This is a genomic window from Candidatus Tisiphia endosymbiont of Nemotelus uliginosus (assembly GCF_964264755.1).
Lineage (GTDB): Bacteria > Pseudomonadota > Alphaproteobacteria > Rickettsiales > Rickettsiaceae > Tisiphia.
In genome coordinates, this window is sequence record NZ_OZ183481.1 from 934,513 (window position 1) to 953,334 (window position 18,822).

15 protein-coding genes are annotated in these 18,822 nt (G+C 33.4%); 3 read left to right on the forward strand and 12 right to left on the reverse strand.

Annotated features, from left to right (window positions below; all coding sequences use genetic code 11):
- Positions 1-125: 125 nt before the first annotated feature.
- From ACFELW_RS04865 to clpX, 3 genes are all read left to right on the forward strand, one after another.
- Positions 126-509, forward strand: coding sequence for a rhodanese-like domain-containing protein (locus ACFELW_RS04865; protein WP_341759117.1), 384 nt, complete (start codon positions 126-128; stop codon positions 507-509).
- Positions 494-1,903: a chromosomal replication initiator protein DnaA gene (gene dnaA, locus ACFELW_RS04870; RefSeq protein ID WP_341748734.1), complete on the forward strand. Its 1,410-nt coding sequence runs from the start codon at positions 494-496 to the stop codon at positions 1,901-1,903. The genes ACFELW_RS04865 and dnaA overlap by 16 nt, the downstream gene beginning before the upstream one ends.
- A 208-nt stretch (positions 1,904-2,111) precedes the next feature.
- On the forward strand, positions 2,112-3,377 hold the full coding sequence (gene clpX, locus ACFELW_RS04875) for an ATP-dependent Clp protease ATP-binding subunit ClpX (RefSeq protein ID WP_375329800.1): 1,266 nt from the start codon (positions 2,112-2,114) through the stop codon (positions 3,375-3,377).
- A 194-nt stretch (positions 3,378-3,571) separates the two neighbouring features.
- On the opposite strand, the gene ACFELW_RS04880 is transcribed toward clpX, so the two are convergent.
- The 12 genes from ACFELW_RS04880 to ACFELW_RS04935 all read right to left on the reverse strand — a co-directional run bounded on the left by ACFELW_RS04880 (position 3,572) and on the right by ACFELW_RS04935 (position 18,799).
- Positions 3,572-4,921, reverse strand: coding sequence for a class I SAM-dependent methyltransferase (locus ACFELW_RS04880; RefSeq protein ID WP_375329801.1), 1,350 nt, complete (start codon positions 4,919-4,921; stop codon positions 3,572-3,574).
- A gap of 111 nt (positions 4,922-5,032) precedes the next feature.
- Positions 5,033-6,826 carry a single-stranded-DNA-specific exonuclease RecJ gene (recJ, locus tag ACFELW_RS04885; RefSeq protein WP_375329802.1) on the reverse strand — a complete coding sequence of 598 codons (1,794 nt, stop codon included), beginning with the start codon at positions 6,824-6,826 and terminating at the stop codon, positions 5,033-5,035.
- A 597-nt stretch (positions 6,827-7,423) separates the two neighbouring features.
- Complete coding sequence (locus ACFELW_RS04890) at positions 7,424-8,518, reverse strand: hypothetical protein (RefSeq protein WP_375329803.1); 1,095 nt, start codon at positions 8,516-8,518, stop codon at positions 7,424-7,426.
- A 120-nt stretch (positions 8,519-8,638) separates the two neighbouring features.
- A protein-coding gene (locus ACFELW_RS04895) for an IS5 family transposase (protein ID WP_375329714.1) occupies positions 8,639-9,402 on the reverse strand; the annotation gives its coding sequence in 2 pieces (ribosomal slippage) (positions 8,639-9,067 and positions 9,070-9,402; 762 coding nt in all).
- A gap of 61 nt (positions 9,403-9,463) precedes the next feature.
- Positions 9,464-10,840 carry a hypothetical protein gene (locus tag ACFELW_RS04900; RefSeq protein WP_375329804.1) on the reverse strand — a complete coding sequence of 459 codons (1,377 nt, stop codon included), beginning with the start codon at positions 10,838-10,840 and terminating at the stop codon, positions 9,464-9,466.
- Between the two features lie 367 nt (positions 10,841-11,207).
- Positions 11,208-13,874, reverse strand: a complete 2,667-nt coding sequence (gene mutS, locus ACFELW_RS04905; RefSeq protein ID WP_375329805.1) for a DNA mismatch repair protein MutS — start codon at positions 13,872-13,874, stop codon at positions 11,208-11,210.
- Between the two features lie 189 nt (positions 13,875-14,063).
- Positions 14,064-14,993, reverse strand: coding sequence for an Rpn family recombination-promoting nuclease/putative transposase (locus ACFELW_RS04910; RefSeq protein ID WP_375329806.1), 930 nt, complete (start codon positions 14,991-14,993; stop codon positions 14,064-14,066).
- Between the two features lie 119 nt (positions 14,994-15,112).
- Positions 15,113-15,355, reverse strand: coding sequence for an HU family DNA-binding protein (locus ACFELW_RS04915; protein ID WP_094649538.1), 243 nt, complete (start codon positions 15,353-15,355; stop codon positions 15,113-15,115).
- Between the two features lie 3 nt (positions 15,356-15,358).
- Positions 15,359-16,273, reverse strand: a complete 915-nt coding sequence (gene sppA / locus ACFELW_RS04920; protein WP_375329807.1) for a signal peptide peptidase SppA — start codon at positions 16,271-16,273, stop codon at positions 15,359-15,361.
- A gap of 57 nt (positions 16,274-16,330) precedes the next feature.
- The gene (smpB, locus tag ACFELW_RS04925) at positions 16,331-16,792 is read right to left on the reverse strand and encodes an SsrA-binding protein SmpB (RefSeq protein WP_250311469.1); all 462 of its coding nucleotides are present in this window, start codon (positions 16,790-16,792) and stop codon (positions 16,331-16,333) included.
- Entirely contained in the window at positions 16,779-17,657 is an 879-nt protein-coding gene (gene dapA / locus ACFELW_RS04930) for a 4-hydroxy-tetrahydrodipicolinate synthase (protein WP_375329808.1), read from the reverse strand. The genes smpB and dapA overlap by 14 nt, the downstream gene beginning before the upstream one ends.
- A 239-nt stretch (positions 17,658-17,896) precedes the next feature.
- Positions 17,897-18,799, reverse strand: a complete 903-nt coding sequence (locus tag ACFELW_RS04935; protein WP_341748915.1) for a branched-chain amino acid transaminase — start codon at positions 18,797-18,799, stop codon at positions 17,897-17,899.
- Positions 18,800-18,822 lie beyond the last annotated feature (23 nt).

Below are 18,822 nucleotides of genomic sequence, written 5' to 3' on the forward strand. Positions count from 1 at the left end.
CAGATAGTTTGACAATTACCAAATATAAAATAAAATGTAAACTGTATAAAATGGTGCTAGAACTTAATTGCTCCAAATCTTCTTTATCCAATAATATTTAATATATCAAAGAAACGCTAAACTTTATGAGCATTAAAAATATATCTTCCTTAAAAGCTTATAAGTTGCTAGAAATAGATAATAACAACATGATAATTGATGTTAGGACTGGTGAAGAATGGCAACAAGTAGGCATTCCAAAGCTTGATAAAGATAAAATAATTTTTATTAGTTGGCGTTTATTGCCTAATATGTCACTAAATAACGAATTTAAGAACCAGTTGATGTCGAAAATCAGTAATAAACATACACTATTATTCCTTTGTCGCTCCGGGGGTAGATCCCATGAAGCTGCACAATTTGCTAGTACTCTAGGTTATAAAGAGTGCTATAATATAATTGATGGTTTTGAAGGAGGAACTAATGGAGCTGGTTGGAAACAAAATAATTTACCATGGCAAATTCTGTGAATACTAACCATAATCAATTGACTATAGCAAAGGAAGTGACTTATCATAGAGATATTTGGCAACAAGTTTGCTCTGACCTTAATAAACATTACGGCGATGCCTTATATAAAAGCTGGTTCAGTAAGATTAACTTTTTAGAAGCTGCTACTAATACTGTTATACTTTCTACACCAACAAATTTTATTCGAGATTGGGTGGAATCTAGGTATGCACGGGCTATATTGCAATCTTGGCAGTCCTATGATAAAGATATCAAATCAATTGAGATCATTACTAAAGAATTATCAGAACAAAACCAAAATATACCTGAATATTTAGCAAAAGTTCCATCAATAAAAGAAGGAATGGATACCAATTCCGAAGGCATTTTTTCAGCCTTAGACTTACGATTTACTTTTGAAAATTTTGTGGTGGGTGGACCAAATGAATTAGCCTATGCAGCATCTAGAGCAGTTGCTGAGTCGGAAGGAGCCGTAGCTGAATCTAACCCTTTATTTTTATATGGAGGAGTCGGTCTTGGCAAAACACACTTAATGCATGCCATTGCTTGGTATATAAAACATAATAATCCGACTCGTAAGGTAATTTACATGTCGGCAGAAAAGTTTATGTATCAATTCATCAAGGCACTACGTAATAAAGATGTTATGTCTTTTAAAGAAGAATTTCGTTCAGTTGACGTACTAATGATCGATGATATTCAATTTATATCAGGTAAAGATAGCACCCAAGAAGAGTTTTTTCATACTTTCAATGCTTTGATTGATAATAATCGTCAAATGGTTATATCGTGTGACCGTTCCCCGTCAGATTTAGATAATATCGAAGATCGAATTAAATCCAGACTTGGCTGGGGATTGGTTGCCGATGTCCACAGTACTACTTATGAACTAAGATTAGGAATCTTAGAATCTAAACTTGAACAAATGAATATCCATATACCTAAAAATGTTGTGGAATTTTTAGCAGCTAAAATAACATCAAATGTCAGAGAGTTAGAGGGAGCTCTTAATAAAGTTATCGCTCATTCTACCTTAGTTGGTAGGGAAATAACTTTAGAAAACACCCAAAATATCTTGCGTGATTTGCTACGTTCCAATGAGAAAATTATCACCATTGAGGATATTCAAAGAAAAGTAGCTGATCGTTATAATATTAAATTTTCTGATATGTCTTCTCCTAGGCGTATTCGCTCAATAGCTAGACCAAGACAAGTAGCTATGTATTTGAGTAAAACATTAACGCCAAAAAGCCTGACTGATATCGGTAAGAAATTTGGCAAAAAAGATCATACTACAATAATGCATGCTATCAAAAAGGTAGAAGAATTATGTGAGATTGATATAGAATTCCGAGAAGAACTTAGTCTATTAATGAAGATATTGCAAAATTAAACTTTTTACAACAATGTCATTGAGGTGCTTATAGGCGTTGCTTATCGCTCCTGCTACCCAATTCTCCTGAGTTGACTATAACCTAAAGAAAATCCTTTTTTATAATATATAGGTAATTTTGAAAATATATTAGACTTAGCTAAATAACTTATCTATATTTATACTTACATAAGATAATATTAAAATCACAAATTAAAGAAGCAGAATTATGACAAGTGGTGAAGTCGAAAGAAAAGAATTAAACTGTTCTTTTTGTGGTAAAAATCAATATGAAGTAATAAAATTAATTGCTGGACCAACAGTATTCATTTGTAATGAATGTATTGAACTTTGTCTTGATATTATAAAAGAAGAAACTAAAGTAGCACTTAAGAAAATTTCATCTTCAATCCCAACACCACAAAAGATTTTTTCTACTCTTAATGATTACGTAATTGGTCAGGATCAAGCAAAAAAAGTCTTATCAGTCGCGGTATATAATCACTATAAACGATTAGAATATATCGAATCAGGTAATAATGATGTCGAATTAAATAAATCAAATATCCTGGTTATTGGCTCTACTGGCTCAGGAAAAACTCTTTTGGCACAAACCTTAGCAAAAATTCTTGATGTACCTTTTACTATGGCAGACGCCACTTCTTTAACCGAAGCTGGTTATGTTGGTGAAGACGTTGAAAATATCTTGCTAAGATTATTACAAGCAGCTGATTTTAATATAGCTAAAGCCCAACGAGGCATTGTTTATATAGATGAAGTAGATAAAATCGCTAGAAAATCCGAAAACCCTTCTATAACAAGAGACGTCTCAGGAGAAGGAGTTCAACAAGCGTTACTTAAAATCATGGAAGGAACTGTTGCATCTGTACCACCACAAGGCGGTAGAAAACACCCACAACAAGATTTTGTGCAAGTAGATACTTCCAATATTTTATTTATATGTGGCGGGGCTTTCATGGGAATAGATACTATCATTAATGCTCGTACCGCTCAAAGTTCAATTGGTTTTGCAGCAAATGTCCAGTCAAAACAAGAAAGAAACCACAGTGAAACACTAAAATCATTAGAAATTGAAGATTTAGTAAAATTTGGATTAATTCCCGAATTTATTGGTAGGCTTCCAGTAGTAGCAACTTTAGATGACTTAGATAAAGCATCCTTAGTGGCAATTCTAACCCAACCAAAGAATGCTGTTATCAAACAATATCATAAATTATTTGAGTTAGACGATGTCGAACTATCAATTGATAATGATGCTTTAGAAGCAATAGCCGAAAAAGCACTAACACGAAAAACCGGTGCTAGGGGACTCCGTTCTATAATCGAAACACTTCTACTTGACAGTATGTATAATGTTACCAATTTGAAAAAAATGCACGTACATATTTCAAAAGATGTGATAGATGGCAAAGCTCAGCCGATAGTCACTCCAAAAAATTATGTAAAAGCTACTAAAAAACGTATGGCGGTTTAGAGTAATTTCTATAGATTTATTGCTAATTTCTGATATTAACGAAAAGTTGTATAATATTTTTTGATAAATATTATATAATCTCTCTTTCCAATTAATAGGATATCTATATACGAGAGCTAATACTAATATACAACCCCACCACTTCAAAAGCTGTTTTCCAGCTTTTGAAGTTAGTTACAAATGTTAAGTATATTTTAAAAAAGTTTTACTGATTTGTCATGAAGCAACATAATCCCTGTAGTAAAAAATGGAGCGAATATAGTCTTTACTTCAGACAACAATGCTTCGTTACTAATTTCTTGTTGCAATTCTTCTCTAATTAAATCAAATATCTCCTGCAAGCTTTTACCACCATCTATCATTTGTTTAAAAACATATTTAGTATAGTTAGAAACTGGTATAGCAATATTGATATTTTTTAACCACGAAGTATTTAACGTAAAATTAATGACATTGCCAGCTATCAAAGTACTAGATTCCATATGATCATAAATTTGTTTAGCAATACCCGCAATACCATAAAAATATGGTACATTATCCAAATTATCAAGAGTAGCAATGGTATCTTTTGCATTAGAAGCAAAAAAACTATGTTTAATGATATTGCCAACAATTAATTCACAAATTGCTTGTTGAGTTATTATATCCATCCTTTTAATTTTCTGCAGAAGAGAGAAATCACTAATATAATTCTCAATTCTTAGAGCTAATTTTTCGCTAACATCAGAAAATTCGACAAAATTTAAACCTGCATTATGGATAAATTCGTATAACTCAGGAATGGAATAAGCCCTATCTTGTTTATGCAAGAACAGATCATATAAACCTATATCGCCAAAAAAAATATGGTCTCTTAATAGTTCTTGCCCACGTATATACCAATTAGTTGCAGGGAAGCCAGCCATAACAGCTTTGGCATTCATTACTTCCTCTACCCTATTACTAACCCCCTGATTTACCATTTTCATAATATCTTGTACTTGATATAGTCCAGTACGACCATATTTAGCATAGACCATTACTCCAACTGCTCCGTTGGCAGTTAAAGATTCCTGTAAAATCTTTAAACCATCGGGAGGGCTTTTTAAATGGTGCAATACTCCTGTACAATTAATATAATCAAACTTGCCTAAATTAAGCTTTGGGATATTTAAGATAGAATCATATACCCATTTAATATTGGTAAGACCGCGTTTCTCGGCACGTTTTTGTGCGATCTCCATGCTTGGCTTACTAAAATCTAAATATACTACTTCGGCATTTTTATTTTTTAGCTGCTCTGCCATATATATAGTAGAATCACCAGTACCACCGCCAGCAATTAATACTCGAAAACCTGAGTTAAAATCTTTTTTACCTCGATATAAATAATGATTTAATTCCCCCAAAAATTCACCACTAACTGCCAGTAACCTTTTTGTTTCCTCTTCAGGATCTCTATAAGGATAAGGATAATCTTGATAATGCTCTTGAACTGTAGCAAGATCGTTTGTTGTTTCAACAGAAACAGTGGTCTGTGATTTTACTTGTTTAGATTTTGACATAAAAAACTTACATATATATTGATTGTTCTAATCGCTTTCTTGGATTGCTTCGACCATTACATGGTCTCGCAATGACGCCTGGGTTGCATATTTTGAATATAATTAAAAAAATCATATTATCAAGTCCTTTATTTGTAATTGTATAGTATGACGTTCTTGCCAGCTATTGACTTTTAATGACCCAATCACGGAAATATTATAAGACTTAACATTAAGCAATATATTCTCTATTGGACTAGACACGGCATTAAAAGCGATAGCAGCAAGGGCTTTAGAGCCAAACGCTTCCTTAGAAGGGGCTAGCAAACATTTTATATGTTTACCACCAACTATGTCAGCTTTCAAAACAAAAAGGTTAGAGAATTTAAATATTGGTTCAGGATTTCCCTGACCAAATGGCTCAAGTTTATTTAGCTCATCCATTAATAGCAAATTTACACTACTAGTAGTGAGCTCAGCATCATATTCTTCGCCTGTAAGGTCATTCTGATTATTCATATCACTCTTAAAGGCGTGATTTAAGAATTCTTGCAACTCTAGTAATTTTTCTTCTAATACTGTAAATCCAGCAGCCATTGAATGCCCCCCGCCAACCACAATTAACTCTTTAGTCTTGGCGTTGATAATTTTACTACCAAAATCAACATTTTTGATAGAACGGCAAGAAGCCTTACCTATTCCATCATTTAAAGCTATAACTGACACCGGTTTATTAAATTTTTCCTTTAATCTTCCAGCGACAATACCGATTACACCTGGATGCCATCCTTTACCAATTATAAATAATGAGCTATCATTTTCCTGAGTTAAAGCTATTTGAGTAGCTTCTTCTATCATTATCAGTTCTATTACTTTCCGCTCATTATTATGTTTCTCCAACTCCTGTGCTAATCTATTTGCTTCTATTGGACATTCGGTAGATAAAAGATTAGCCCCTAATGATGATTTACCAACTCTTCCACCAGCATTAATCCTAGGTCCCAAGACAAATCCCAAATGATAACAGTTTGGTTTTTCATTTAAGCCAGCAATATCGCATAAGGTTGTCATACCTAAATTTTTTCTTTGCTGAAGGATTTTTAATCCTTGAGTAACAAAAGCACGATTTAAGTGAACAAGCTTCATTACATCGCATACCGTACCAAGAGCAACTAAATCTAAATACTGCATTAAGTTAGGTATAGTAATATCATCCCTACCACTAATGTCATGGTGATTGGCAAAGAAATTTTGTTTTTTTAAATCAGATAATAAGGCAGTAGCAAATAAAAATGATACTCCTACAGCAGCCAGATACTTATAATCGCTGGTTTCATCAATACGATTCGGATTAACAACGGCAACAGCCTCAGGTAATATATCACTACTAATGTGATGATCGATCACTATCACATCAAGCCCTACTAGTGCTGCATGTTTCAGAGCCTCATGTGCCATTGCTCCGCAATCTACAGTAATAAGCAGCTTAGTTCCATTATCCTTAATTTTTTGCATAGCAGCTGGGGTTGGTCCATATCCTTCAGCAATTCGGTCTGGAACATAAATATCAACATTTTGCCCCAAATCTCTAAATAGATTCTTAAGCAATGATGAAGAAGTAGCCCCATCAACATCATAATCAGCAAATATGCAGATTTTTTGTTTATTTATAATGGCTTCTATAGCTCTATCTACTGCCTTTTGCATATCAAGTAAATGAAAAGGATTGGGCAGTAAATTCTTAATCCTAGGTGATAAAAAGTCAGCCGCTTGTGCTAAGTTCTCCAGGCGAGGAGATAGAACCCTAGCTAGAAAATCACTAATTCCTACAGAACGACAAAGCTCTAGAACAGCATCCTCGTTGACTAATCGCTGCTGCCAAATTTTGCCATTTACTGAACATTTAGATTCTAGTGCTATTGACATGTAGGGTAACCTTATTAAAAAGTGTAAAATCTAGTTATATAGTCAATTAACCTGAATTAGTGCCGAATAAGCACCGCTGTCATTGCGAGAAGGCGTAAGCCGACGAAGCAATCCATTTTAATCGTTTTTTGGATTACTTCGTCACCACTAAAGTGGCTCTGAGCCATGACGCTAAGGCTAAATACTAATCGGATTTATAACATTGCCAATTCAAGTTAATTGACTATATCTATAATATAACAGATTTTTATGCTCCACTAATAGCTGTTTTCATTATTTTTATATTTTCTACCATGTATACTCAAATGATTTGAGTATACACCTCATCCCTTATCGCTATTCTTAAAACAAGCACTATTAACAGCTCTTCTTCTATGCTATAGTCAATTCAGGAGAATTTGGTATTAGGGTGAGTGTTCACGGAAAAAAGTTAAAGTACAAAACGTCATTGCAAGAAGGCGTAGCTCGACGAAGCAATCCTTTCTAATGAATATGGATTGCTACACCTCATAGCAATGACATCTTTACCCTTAATTTGTCATTCTTAGCAATGGCGGGAATCTAAGATACCTGCTTTCGCAGGGGTGACAATTATTATTAGTATCCTTCATCCCCAATTATTTTAACAACATCTTGGTCATCCAATGGTTGTGAAGGCTCCTCGACTAATGAATGGGCAGATATATAATCTTCTAGTTGTAATGCGGATTCTTGCAATTTATAGTGGTCTGTTGCAAACTTTTCTATAAGAGGATGTTTTGCTAACATTTTGATTATAAGATCATATTCATCAGATGTTGGTATTTTTCTATTATAATTAGGTAAGTATTTTTTGATTTCTGCAAATGCTGTATTAATCTGTGCTAAAAACTCTTGCTGTTCTATGCTAATATATTGTGGTTTTGTCATATCTATCGTGGCAAACTCAAGGTCTGCAAGGCGTTCTTGTAGTGCTGGTTTGTCTTCATCAACAAAATTTATTAACTTCTTAGCTAATACGCCAATAAATTCCTGAATATTGTTTTCTGTGATAGAAGTTCTTGCTCTCTCTTCTTCTAAATTTTGTTCTTGCAATTTAATAAATTCATTATAAAAATCTTTATTTATTTCAGTTACACTATTAACAATATCTTCCAATACTCCTTGGAGACAAGCAGTTTTATCTTTACCATATGCGGTTGCGGCAATGTAGATGTTTTCTGCTACAGTAAATGCTTTTTGCTCTCTCCAGGTTTGGTCTATATCTAAATCACTAATACTATTAAACAAATCACCTATTATCTGAGGAGTCTTTTTTATAACAGGATTGCTTGCTAAGAATTTATGACATGTTGTAGAATCTACTAATATTTTTGATGGAACATTTATGTTTAATTTATCTTGTATTATTTTTAGTTTACTTTCAACTAATTCTGGATTTTGTCTCATTAATGTTACCAACAGCTCCAGTTTTTCAGCAACTGGAATCTCCATAGTATCTATTAATGATTTAACAAGTCCCAAAGATTGGGGAATAGTTATTTTATGACCATCACCATATTCCATTTCATGGGTAGGATATCCTGGATTATATTGACCATTTGTTTTGCCTAGGTATATTGTTGTTAGTGCTATCTTAGCTTTCTCGATTACGGTAGCAACATAGTCTTGATCACTTGGTGTAGGTTGATTTGCCACTAACGTCTTTTTCATGGTGTCACGCTTAGCACCATCAGACAAGCTAAGTAATTTTAATTTTATTGAATTTTGATAAACTTGATCCAATTTAGTTAATCCTGCCTGATATTCTTCTGCTTTTACTAGGGCGTGTCATCAATTAAGTAATATTACAGAAGAAGCCAAATAAATTGCTCCCAGAAAATTCTGAGCTAGTTTATCATAACGCGTAGCAATGCCTCGAGATTGTTTAAGTTTTGCAAAGAAATTTTCAATTAAATGACGATACTTATAAAGCTCTACATCATATTCTACAGGAAATTTACGATTCTTCTTGGATGGAATTACAGGAGTGCAATTCTTATCTTTTATCTTATTCCTCATTCTTGCCTTAGCATCATAAGCCTTATCTGCAATTACGGTATCCGCTTTTGTCAAAGTTTCCATTAAAGCATCAGAACCTTGTAAATCATGCGACTGACCAGGGGTTAAATAAAAAGCTGTCGGATTTCCTAAAGCATCAACAGTTGCATGAATTTTAGTTGATAAACCACCTTTACTACGACCTATTGCTTGGTCATCTACTATGACTTTTTTTTAGCTCCGGCACTATGTTGATGTGCTCTAACAATCGTTGAATCAATCATACTATATTCATTATCTGCATCTTGTGCAAGTAGTTCAAAAACCTTCTTCCATACATCTTTTTGGCTCCAACGTGTATGTCTTGTATGAATTACTCTAAAATCTCCAAATCTTTCTGGTAAGTCTCTCCACGGTATACCAGCACGATATCTATATAATACAGCTTCTACGAATAATCTATTATCTTTGGCACTTGCTCCTACGTCTCCTTCTTTTCCAGGTAAAATATCCTTTATCCTTTCCCATTGATCATCTCTTAAAGCATATCTGCGCATTGGTCACCTTCTTATTTTTTTACCAATATCTAATTTGCCTCATCCTAATATTTATGTCAACTTAATTGATGACACGCCCTAGCAACTGTTGTTTATTTTCTATATTCCCATAAGCTTTAAATAAATTATCAGTAATAAAATTCACTAATTTTACTGCTTCTGTTGTATGAACGGACTGTGTATCTCGTGCTAATGTATTAAGCCTATTATCTTGCTCTTGCTCTTGCTCTTGCTCTTGCTCTTGCTCTTGCTCTTGCTCTTGCTCTTGCTCTTGCTCTTGCTCTTGCTCTTGATCTGGTACTGCACCGTGCTGAAAAAGAAACTGTTGCATCTTATGGCTGTGATTATAAAAATCTAATAGTGAGTGTACGACATTGTCTCGTGAGTTTATAGCAAAGGGGTATTTTTCTGGAGAATTTATTATATGTTGTATGCTCTTACCTGCGCGATCTTGTGTAGCTAGTTTGAACACTATATCTTTAACATTTTCAGGCGTGAGATTGCCATCTGGAGTGGTTCTCTTTATCGCTTGAATTACATTAGTATATGTTTTTATTGCTATATCCCCACCAAAGTTTATAGCACAATTTTTCAAATTAGATAGTAGTACGTCCGCATCTACAAAATCTGCATTATTACATCCTATATTAAGCGTAGTAAGGTTAGCTAGCTTAGCTATTTCCCCTAAGCCTATCCTTCCCATACCATTAAAAATCGTCTTAAGACTAGTAAAATCAGTGAGTTTACTAAGCCCATCAACTATTGCACCCACCCCTTCATCACCTATTCCATTATAGGATACATTAAACTCAGTGAGTTTAGTAAGATTGGGAAGGGAAGCAGCTATTGCCTTTGCCCCTTTATCACCTATTTTATTCGAGGATATATTAAAATTAGTAAGGTTAGTAAGCTTTGAGAGGAAAGCGGCTATTGTCTGAGCCCCTTCCTTACCTAGTTTATTATAGAACATATTTAAATAGGTGAGATCAGTAAGCTTGGAAAGAGAATCAGCTATAGCCTTCACCCCTTCATCCCCTAGTTCATTACCAGCTATATCGAGCTTACTAAGCTTAGGATCAGTAAGGTTAGAGAGTTTATTAGCTATTTCAGCTGCACCCACAGCACCTAATTTGTTGCATGATATATTAAGGATAGTAAGGTTAGAGAGTTCATTAGCTATTTCAGCTGCACCCACAGCACCTAATTTGTTGCATGATATATCAAGATTACTAATATTGCTCTCCTTTATCGGGGCTATCAACCGTTTAATATTAGAACTATCAATATCACAATTCTCTAGGCTAAGTTTCGTGATACCAGGGTTATTTCGTAAAAATGAACCTAATTCTTCTAAATTATCATGCTCTAATATTTCTTTATTGCTTCTAAGATTTAAAAAATTATCCTCTTTTACATAGTCTTTAAAATCTATTTCCATTGCTATTACTTAATTAAAGTTAATTGTTCTAATGACATACAAATTCATATGCCGTATTGAACGGATTTTTATTTTATGATTTGCATTATATAGAATATAATTAATAGGGCAAGTATTATTTTTATAATCTTAAAGTGAATTAGCTTGAATTGGCAACGTTTTAAGAAAATAAAGTAGAAAAGTTGTCATTGCGAGACCACGAAAGTAGGTCGTATCAATCCATTTTTAATCATTTCTGGATTGCTTCGACCATTACATGGTCTCGCAATGACGTATATGCCCCCCAAACGTCATTGCGAGGAGTGCGGAAACCGCACAACGAAGCAATCCATATAGTCTTGGTGTATCTATACGTCATTATAGGCGTTTACTCAACAATCAATCCTTTTAACTTATAAACTAACTCTAAGGCTTGCTTAGGGGAGAGTTGATCAGGATCGATTTCATTAATTTCTTTTTCTAACTTATTGAATTTCATTTCTTTTTTACTTTCTACTGGCAAATTAAATAGACTTAAATTGTTTGATTCGGTATTTAATATATGCTTATTTTTGTACGTTGCACTTTTTTCTAATTTTGCTAAAATGTCATTCGCCCTAATTATAACAGATTTTGGTAGCCCCGCTAAGTAGGCTACATGAATTCCATAAGATTTATCAGCCGCCCCTTCGATAATATTATGCAAAAATAATATTTCTTTTCCTAATTCCTCAATAGCAACTGTATAATTTTTTAGGCTTGGCAAAAAATTACTCATACTGGTTAATTCATGATAATGCGTAGCAAATAAACATCGGCATTTGAGATTATCATGAATATATTCAAGCACTGACCAAGCAATTGATACGCCATCATATGTCGAAGTTCCACGCCCAACCTCATCTAGTATTACTAAGGAATTTTTAGTAGATTGTGCTAAAATAGCTGATGTCTCTAGCATTTCTACCATAAAAGTCGACTGTCCTGCCTGTAAATCGTCCCCTGCCCCTATTCTACTGAATATCTTGTCTACCACTCCTATCTTGGCACTTGTCGCTGGTACAAAACTACCAATTTGTGCTAATATGGCTATTAGGGCATTCTGCCGCAAAAAAGTACTTTTACCAGCCATATTAGGTCCAGTAATTAACCAAATTCTATTAGCTTCGGATAAAGTGCAATTATTGTCAATAAAGCTCTTTTTATCGGTTAATAGGCTTTGTTCAACAACTGGATGACGTCCCTTGATAACTTCAAAAGTTAAATCGTTCGTTAAAACTGGTCTAACATAATTATATTCATCGGCAATATAAGCAAAATTACAGAATACATCAAGCTGACTCAAAGAACAGCTAAGTAATCGCAGAAATACGGTATTATCAATAACTTGCTGGCATATTTTATTATATAATTCCAGTTCAAGACTAATTGCTAAACTTTTGCTATTAACCATATCGCTTTCTAATTTTTGTAATTCAATAGTAGTATATCGACTAGCATTAGAAGTTGTTTGACGATGAATAAATTTTGTGTCTACCATCTTATCACTATGTCTTAGGGTAATTTCAATAAACAACCCAAGCACATTATTATGTGATATTTTGAGAGTTTCAATGCCAGTATCAAGACGATATAGATTCTTTAGCTTCTCTATATGTGATTTGCCATTATTAATTAGATCATATAATTCTTGTAGTTTAGGGTGATAATGATGATTTATTATACCGCCTTCATTGATATTATTTGGTGCATCCTCTCTAATTGCCTGGTCTATTAAGGAATATAATTGTTCATTGCCAGATAATGGTTTGATTAAGTTCTCTATATAATCTGGCAGATTTAGCCCGTAATGAGCAATAAATTCACCCTTTATTTCCAGTGCAGCATTTAACGTATATTTAATATTTAGCAAATCTCGTCCTGAGCCGCGATTCATCATAATTCTAGATAAACAACGTTCTAAATCTCCAGTTTTCTTGAGTAATTTTTTAATATTTCCTACTATGGCAATATTTTTATAAAAAAACTCTGTTATATTTTGTCGAGAATTTATTTGATCAATATCTATTAGTGGTGTAGATAAAAAGTGATATAATAGACGGCTGGCAGCTTTAGTAACGGTATGATCAATAGTAGCAAGGACACTGCCTTTGGTTTTTCCTAATAAATTACTGGTAATTTCCAAATTCCGCCGAGTTGCCGAATCAATTATCATAAAATTATGATAATTAACCAACCGAGGTAAAGGTAGAGAAGGTATATTTTGCTTTTGGGTCAAAGATAAATATTCTAAAACACTACCAATACTACTTATTTGACATTCAGATACTTCACCTATAGCTTTTAGATCATTAATTTTATAAAAATCTAAGATAATTTTATGACATTTCTTACTAGCAAAAAAACTATCAACTTGATATGAGATACGAAAATGCAATTGGTTATTAATATTACTAGCTAATTGATGCCCCCTCAAATTTTCACTAAGTAAAATCTCTTTTGGCTTAAGACGCGATAGTTCATTGATAATCTCATTTTGCGGAATCTCAATAACTGAAATTTCCACAGTAGAAATATCTACGTAACAAATTGACGCTTTGTTTTTTAACAAAACTAAACTTGCCAAATAATTAGGCTCACAAACATCAATTAAAGATTCCTCAGTAATAGTACCTGGGGTGATGATACGCGTTACATCCCTATGTACTACAGCCTTATAACCATCACGTTTTTTTGCCTCTTCGGGTGTCTCTAATTGATCGCAAATAGCAACTTTGTAATTCTCTTCAATTAATTTATTCAAATAGGTCTCAAGAGCATGATGAGGGACACCACACATAGCAATCTCACAATCACCATTAGAACCTCTTTTAGTCAAAGCAATACCTAAAACTTGACTGGCAAGAATTGCATCCTCAAAAAACATTTCATAAAAATCACCCATCCTAAACAATAGAAGACAATCAAGATTAGCAAATTTGATGTCTAAATATTGTTGCATCATCTTGGTTGATTGAGCATAATTATATTTTTGGTGAAATTCTTCTAAAGTCATAACTACACATAATTATAAAAAATAAACAATAAAGACGATAGGATGTCTTGCAAATAGAACGAGAGGAGAAGTTGGGGACATATCACTCATCGCTCCTAGCTCCAAATTCTCCTGAATTGACTATAGTTATCACAGGAAGATTCCTAACTAATAGAGACAAAGAAACTATCGAAAACATTAACGGGTTAGCTATAACTTCTCTATTTCTTCAATGGTTAGTTCGGTTAATTTACTTATAACTTCTATGGGATAGCTTTCTTTCAGCATTTTTTTTGCCATTGCTATAGTACTTTCTTTAATACCTTCAGCTTTTCCTCTAGCTTCCCCTCTAGCTTCCCCTCTAGCTTCCCCTTTAGCTTCAGCATCTTCAATTTGTTGCTGTTCTACCGCTAAATTATCAAAATAGGCTTTTGTTCTTTCCTCATAGGTGTTAAGCTCTGCTTCTGACCAGCTTGCTTGATCTACTGCCTCAAAGGCTCTTCTAATAATTTTATCCTTACCTATTAACTGCTCTATTTCGGCTAATGTTAATGTACTATCTCCTGCATGTTTGAAAAAATACATCCACTTTTCCTCTGTAGTCTCTATATTAGAGATAATTTTATTAAATTTCTTGAGTTCTAAAAAAACAAAGTAAAAATCTTTTAAATCATTGGCGTAGCTTTCTGTATCTAAAAGACGATGCTCTGATTTCCAATGTTTTTTATCGTCAAACATCACAAAATCTGCTATTGCTAAAAATATCACTCCTTTTAATTTAGCGTATACTGCCAACTTTTTATGGTTTTCATCCTCTTTGAGTATTTGCCTAGAATATGCTTTAGCTGCATAATACTGGGCTCTTTTCTCAAATCCTGGATGCTTACTTATCTGCATCTCTACGATGAATTGATTACCATGTTGATCTTTACATAACACATCAACTATAGACTTTCTGTAAATAGCAATATCAGGGTCTTGGATAGTTGGTAAAAACGTCACCTCAATTATTTTTTCATTTCCTTTACATTTGAGAATATCATTTAAAAAATGAACAAGTATATCCTTGTTCTTTTCAGTGCCAAAAATTTGGCGAAAACAAAAATCATTTTTAGGGTCAAGAAATTTTGATAAAAACATATAATACAACCTCTTAATTCTATATTGATAACTAATGCTATTTTATCATCTTCTCCACTAAAAATCTTGCAATAAATTGATTTTAATAAAAGATGGGGATGAAGAGTAAATTTAAGACCCTATATGTTACCATAATTTTTAGGCATACGATAATAGACGGTTTTATATGATTGCTCACTATTTGAAAATTTCCGCTGCCTAACTGAGAAACTGCCAAAACCTCTAATTTCAATACGGTTTTGCTCAGCTAAGCTAGATTGTAAATAATCCAAAACCAAATCTACCGAATCTTTTATATCCTCCTTAGCAAGATAATTAAGTTCCTCCGATATTTTATTTACTAAGTCAGATTTTTTTGCCATAAATCAAAAGATTGCCCCCAATCCTTGAAATTTATTTTTGAAAAAACTTGGTAAAATACTATCAAAATCTTCCATTATAATCTCAAGGAATTTTGGTTTAGGTTTTATTTTAAATTCTTTTACTTTCAAATCCTTATCGATTTTTTTAACTTCCTGTAACCATTTAATCGCATCATCCTGTGACCCCACAGCATCAACAAGCTTTAGCTTTAAAGCTTGGCGACCAGAATATATCCGCCCATCAGCTAGTTCTCTAACTTGATCAATTGGTATATTCCTTCTTAAAGCCACTAGTTCAATGAAATAATCATAAGTATCTAGTACATTCGACATTATTGCCTGACGAACAGCTTCTGTGACTTTTTCAGTAGGATTAGGAACCGCCTTTAATTCTCCGGATTTAAAATTATTAAAGGTAATACCTAAAGTTTTTGCTAAATCTGTGACTTCTAGAGTTTGAAGAATTACACCAATTGAGCCGGTAATTGTCCCATTATGACTAATTATGTAATCACCTCCTAAGGATATCAAATATCCGCCGCTGGCTGCCAATGTACCCATAACAACCACTACCGGCTTTTCTGCAGATATTTTCCTGAGTATATTATAAATTTTCTCTGAACCAACAACAGTTCCACCAGGAGAATTGACATTAACCACTAAAGCACTAATCTGATCATCATCAATGATTTTTTCCAATCTTGTATCACGTTTTGCATCTTCAAAAATGATATCTTCTATTGAAATAGCAGCTATATATTTACTATTAGTAGTTATATATTCAGATTTTGTCAAATCAAATTGCTTAATCATCACCACAATTAAAACTATAAACATAAAAATTGTTGCTAGCTTCCAAAGCATTAATTTCATCTTATTTTGCTTTCTTTCAATTAGGTATTCAGCAGTTATTGTCATTAATTTACCATTCGTTAATTTTTTCTTAGACGAAGCAATCTAATCCATTTATGATGGTTAGCACTTCACCCGCATAATTCGCCCTTGATCCCTTTTCCAATCTTGTTCTTTAATTGTCTGTCTTTTATCATGTAACTTTTTACCTTTTGCAATCCCTAACTCAACTTTTACTTTATTTTTCTTATTGAAATATAAAGAAAGAGCTACGAGAGTATAACCCTTTAAACGAATCTTACCAATTATTTTTTTTATCTCACTCGAATTAAGGAGCAACTTACGTGTCCTTCTAGTCGAGTGATTAAACCTATTAGCTTTTTCATATTCCGCAATATGACAATTATACAAAAACACTTCATTTGCTGAATTTTCTGCATGACTATCTTCTATACTGGCTTTTCCTTGACGCAATGATTTAACTTCACTACCAGTCAATATTATGCCAGCTTCAATTTTTTCTTCAATAAAGTAATTGAAATATGCCTTCTTATTTTGCGCTATTACTTTTTTATATTCCGACATATTCCATAGCTTTATTTATTTTTTCCTCGGTGGCTACACTAGCTGAAGTTAAAGGAAGCCTTAATTCATTGGCACATAACCCCAATCTTGCCGCAGCATATTTTACCGGTATCGGATTGGATTCTGCAAATAATGCTTTATATATAGGTAATAATTGTTGCTGAATTTGCAGAGCTTCCTGATAATTACCATCACGACAATTATCCTGTAATTTCTTGCACAAACTAGGCGTGATATTAGATGCAACAGAAACACACCCTACCCCCGAATGAGCATTGTAAGATAAAGCTAATTCATCATTACCACATAATAAGCTAAAATCTTTAACCATAGACCTAATTCGTAATGGGCGTTCTAAATCGTTACCAGCATCTTTAAGGGCTACAATACGCGGTAGTTTACTGAGCTTAATTATCGTATCATCTGAAAAGTCTGCCAAAGTTCTACTAGGTACTGAATATAGCATTATTGGTAAATTACTGGCATTATGGATAGCCTCAAAATGCCAATATATTCCCTCTTGAGTTGGCTTTACATAAGAAGGAATACTACACATAAATCCATCAACGGCAATTTTTGTACATATTTGTACCATATCTACGGCGGTGCTAGTAGTCATGGCTGAACAACCAGCTATTACTGGTATACGTTTGTTAGTAATTTCGATAACCGCTTGTAATAAAGACTGATATTCCTGCAAAGTTAAACTAGGTCCCTCACCAGTAGAACCAGCAACCACTATCCCATCAACTTTATTAGCAATTTGATAATTCACTATCTTTTCCACAGAAGCAAAATCTAATTTATTTTCCTTAAAAGGAGTTATAATAGCTGTAATGACTCCTTTGAATATATTATTTTCCATAAACACCTGTTAAATTCATATTATTTTTATTCGCCCCTAATCGTCTATTAGCGAGGAGCTACCTTACAACATTCCGTCATTGCAAGGAGCTACTTTAGTAACGACGAAGCAATCCATTTAATCTTTAATCATTTTTGTGGATTGCTTTACTCACATACGTTCGCTCGCAATGACGGTATTGCCAAGCTACTCTTCGCTAATAGACGAAAGTACTTTACATAACCTCAGTATATCACTATTTATTTGTACACTAAGTCATTATATTCTTTTTTTAGCAAATTAGTAATTTTACTATCTTCAAAGATGACATTTCGCTCACCAAGGTTAATCGATTTAATCCCCTTAACTTCTACAGCTGTACCAGTCATAAAACATTCATTAAACTCCCCTACCCTATCTGGAGTTATATACTCTTCTATAACCTTGATATTTAAATCATTAGCAAGTTTTATAATTGTTTGACGCGTTATACCATTTAAAAAACTATCAGCTATCGGAGTGAATAATTGATCATCTTTAACAAAGAAGATATTTGCCGTACTACATTCAGCAACATATCCCCGCCAATCTAATAAAATTGCATCATCGTACCCCAGAGACTTAGCTTCTTTCTGGCATACTATCATCATATTATAATGTCCTGATGATTTACATTGTGGGGGCAATGAGTTTGGATGACATTTTCGCCAACGAGCAATATGCAGACTTAAGGCCCCAGAAGGTCTAAGAGTTGATGGAACAGCAGCGATTAATAGATTAACCGATAAGTTTACATTAGTCAGATTAAGAGATTCACTACCAAACCAAATTAATGGGCGAATATACGCATCTTTAATATTATTTTTTGTTATAAGTAGCTGGTGAGCTTCTATAATCTTTTCAAAACTATATGGCACCTCTATGCTTAGACTTTTTGCTGACTCTATCAAACGTTGTGTATGTTCTTCTAATTTAAAAATTTTACCATTATAGGCTTTTTCTCCTTCAAAAACTCCACCAGAATAATGCAAACTATGAGTAAGAGCATGTATCTTGGCTTCCTGCCAAGCAATAAATCTACCATTAATCCAAATATAACCTGATAATTGATTAAGATTTTTAAACGGCTTTTCAGTTAGTATATTTTCTTGTATTATTGTCATTGTTAATATTCTACTATTAAACT

Excerpts from the sequence above, each read along its gene's own strand:
- ACFELW_RS04865 (WP_341759117.1), top strand. The coding sequence starts at position 126 with ATGAGCATTAAAAATATATCTTCCTTAAAAGCTTATAAGTTGCTAGAA.
- smpB (WP_250311469.1), bottom strand. The coding sequence starts at position 16,792 with ATGTCGGAATATAAAAAAGTAATAGCGCAAAATAAGAAGGCATATTTC.
- ACFELW_RS04900 (WP_375329804.1), bottom strand. The coding sequence starts at position 10,840 with ATGGAAATAGATTTTAAAGACTATGTAAAAGAGGATAATTTTTTAAAT.
- ACFELW_RS04880 (WP_375329801.1), bottom strand. The coding sequence starts at position 4,921 with ATGTCAAAATCTAAACAAGTAAAATCACAGACCACTGTTTCTGTTGAA.
- sppA (WP_375329807.1), bottom strand. The coding sequence starts at position 16,273 with ATGACAATAACTGCTGAATACCTAATTGAAAGAAAGCAAAATAAGATG.
- clpX (WP_375329800.1), top strand. The coding sequence starts at position 2,112 with ATGACAAGTGGTGAAGTCGAAAGAAAAGAATTAAACTGTTCTTTTTGT.
- recJ (WP_375329802.1), bottom strand. The coding sequence starts at position 6,826 with ATGTCAATAGCACTAGAATCTAAATGTTCAGTAAATGGCAAAATTTGG.
- ACFELW_RS04935 (WP_341748915.1), bottom strand. The coding sequence starts at position 18,799 with ATGACAATAATACAAGAAAATATACTAACTGAAAAGCCGTTTAAAAAT.
- ACFELW_RS04915 (WP_094649538.1), bottom strand. The coding sequence starts at position 15,355 with ATGGCAAAAAAATCTGACTTAGTAAATAAAATATCGGAGGAACTTAAT.
- dapA (WP_375329808.1), bottom strand. The coding sequence starts at position 17,657 with ATGGAAAATAATATATTCAAAGGAGTCATTACAGCTATTATAACTCCT.
- ACFELW_RS04890 (WP_375329803.1), bottom strand. The coding sequence starts at position 8,518 with ATGAAAAAGACGTTAGTGGCAAATCAACCTACACCAAGTGATCAAGAC.
- mutS (WP_375329805.1), bottom strand. The coding sequence starts at position 13,874 with ATGACTTTAGAAGAATTTCACCAAAAATATAATTATGCTCAATCAACC.
- dnaA (WP_341748734.1), top strand. The coding sequence starts at position 494 with ATGGCAAATTCTGTGAATACTAACCATAATCAATTGACTATAGCAAAG.
- ACFELW_RS04910 (WP_375329806.1), bottom strand. The coding sequence starts at position 14,993 with ATGTTTTTATCAAAATTTCTTGACCCTAAAAATGATTTTTGTTTTCGC.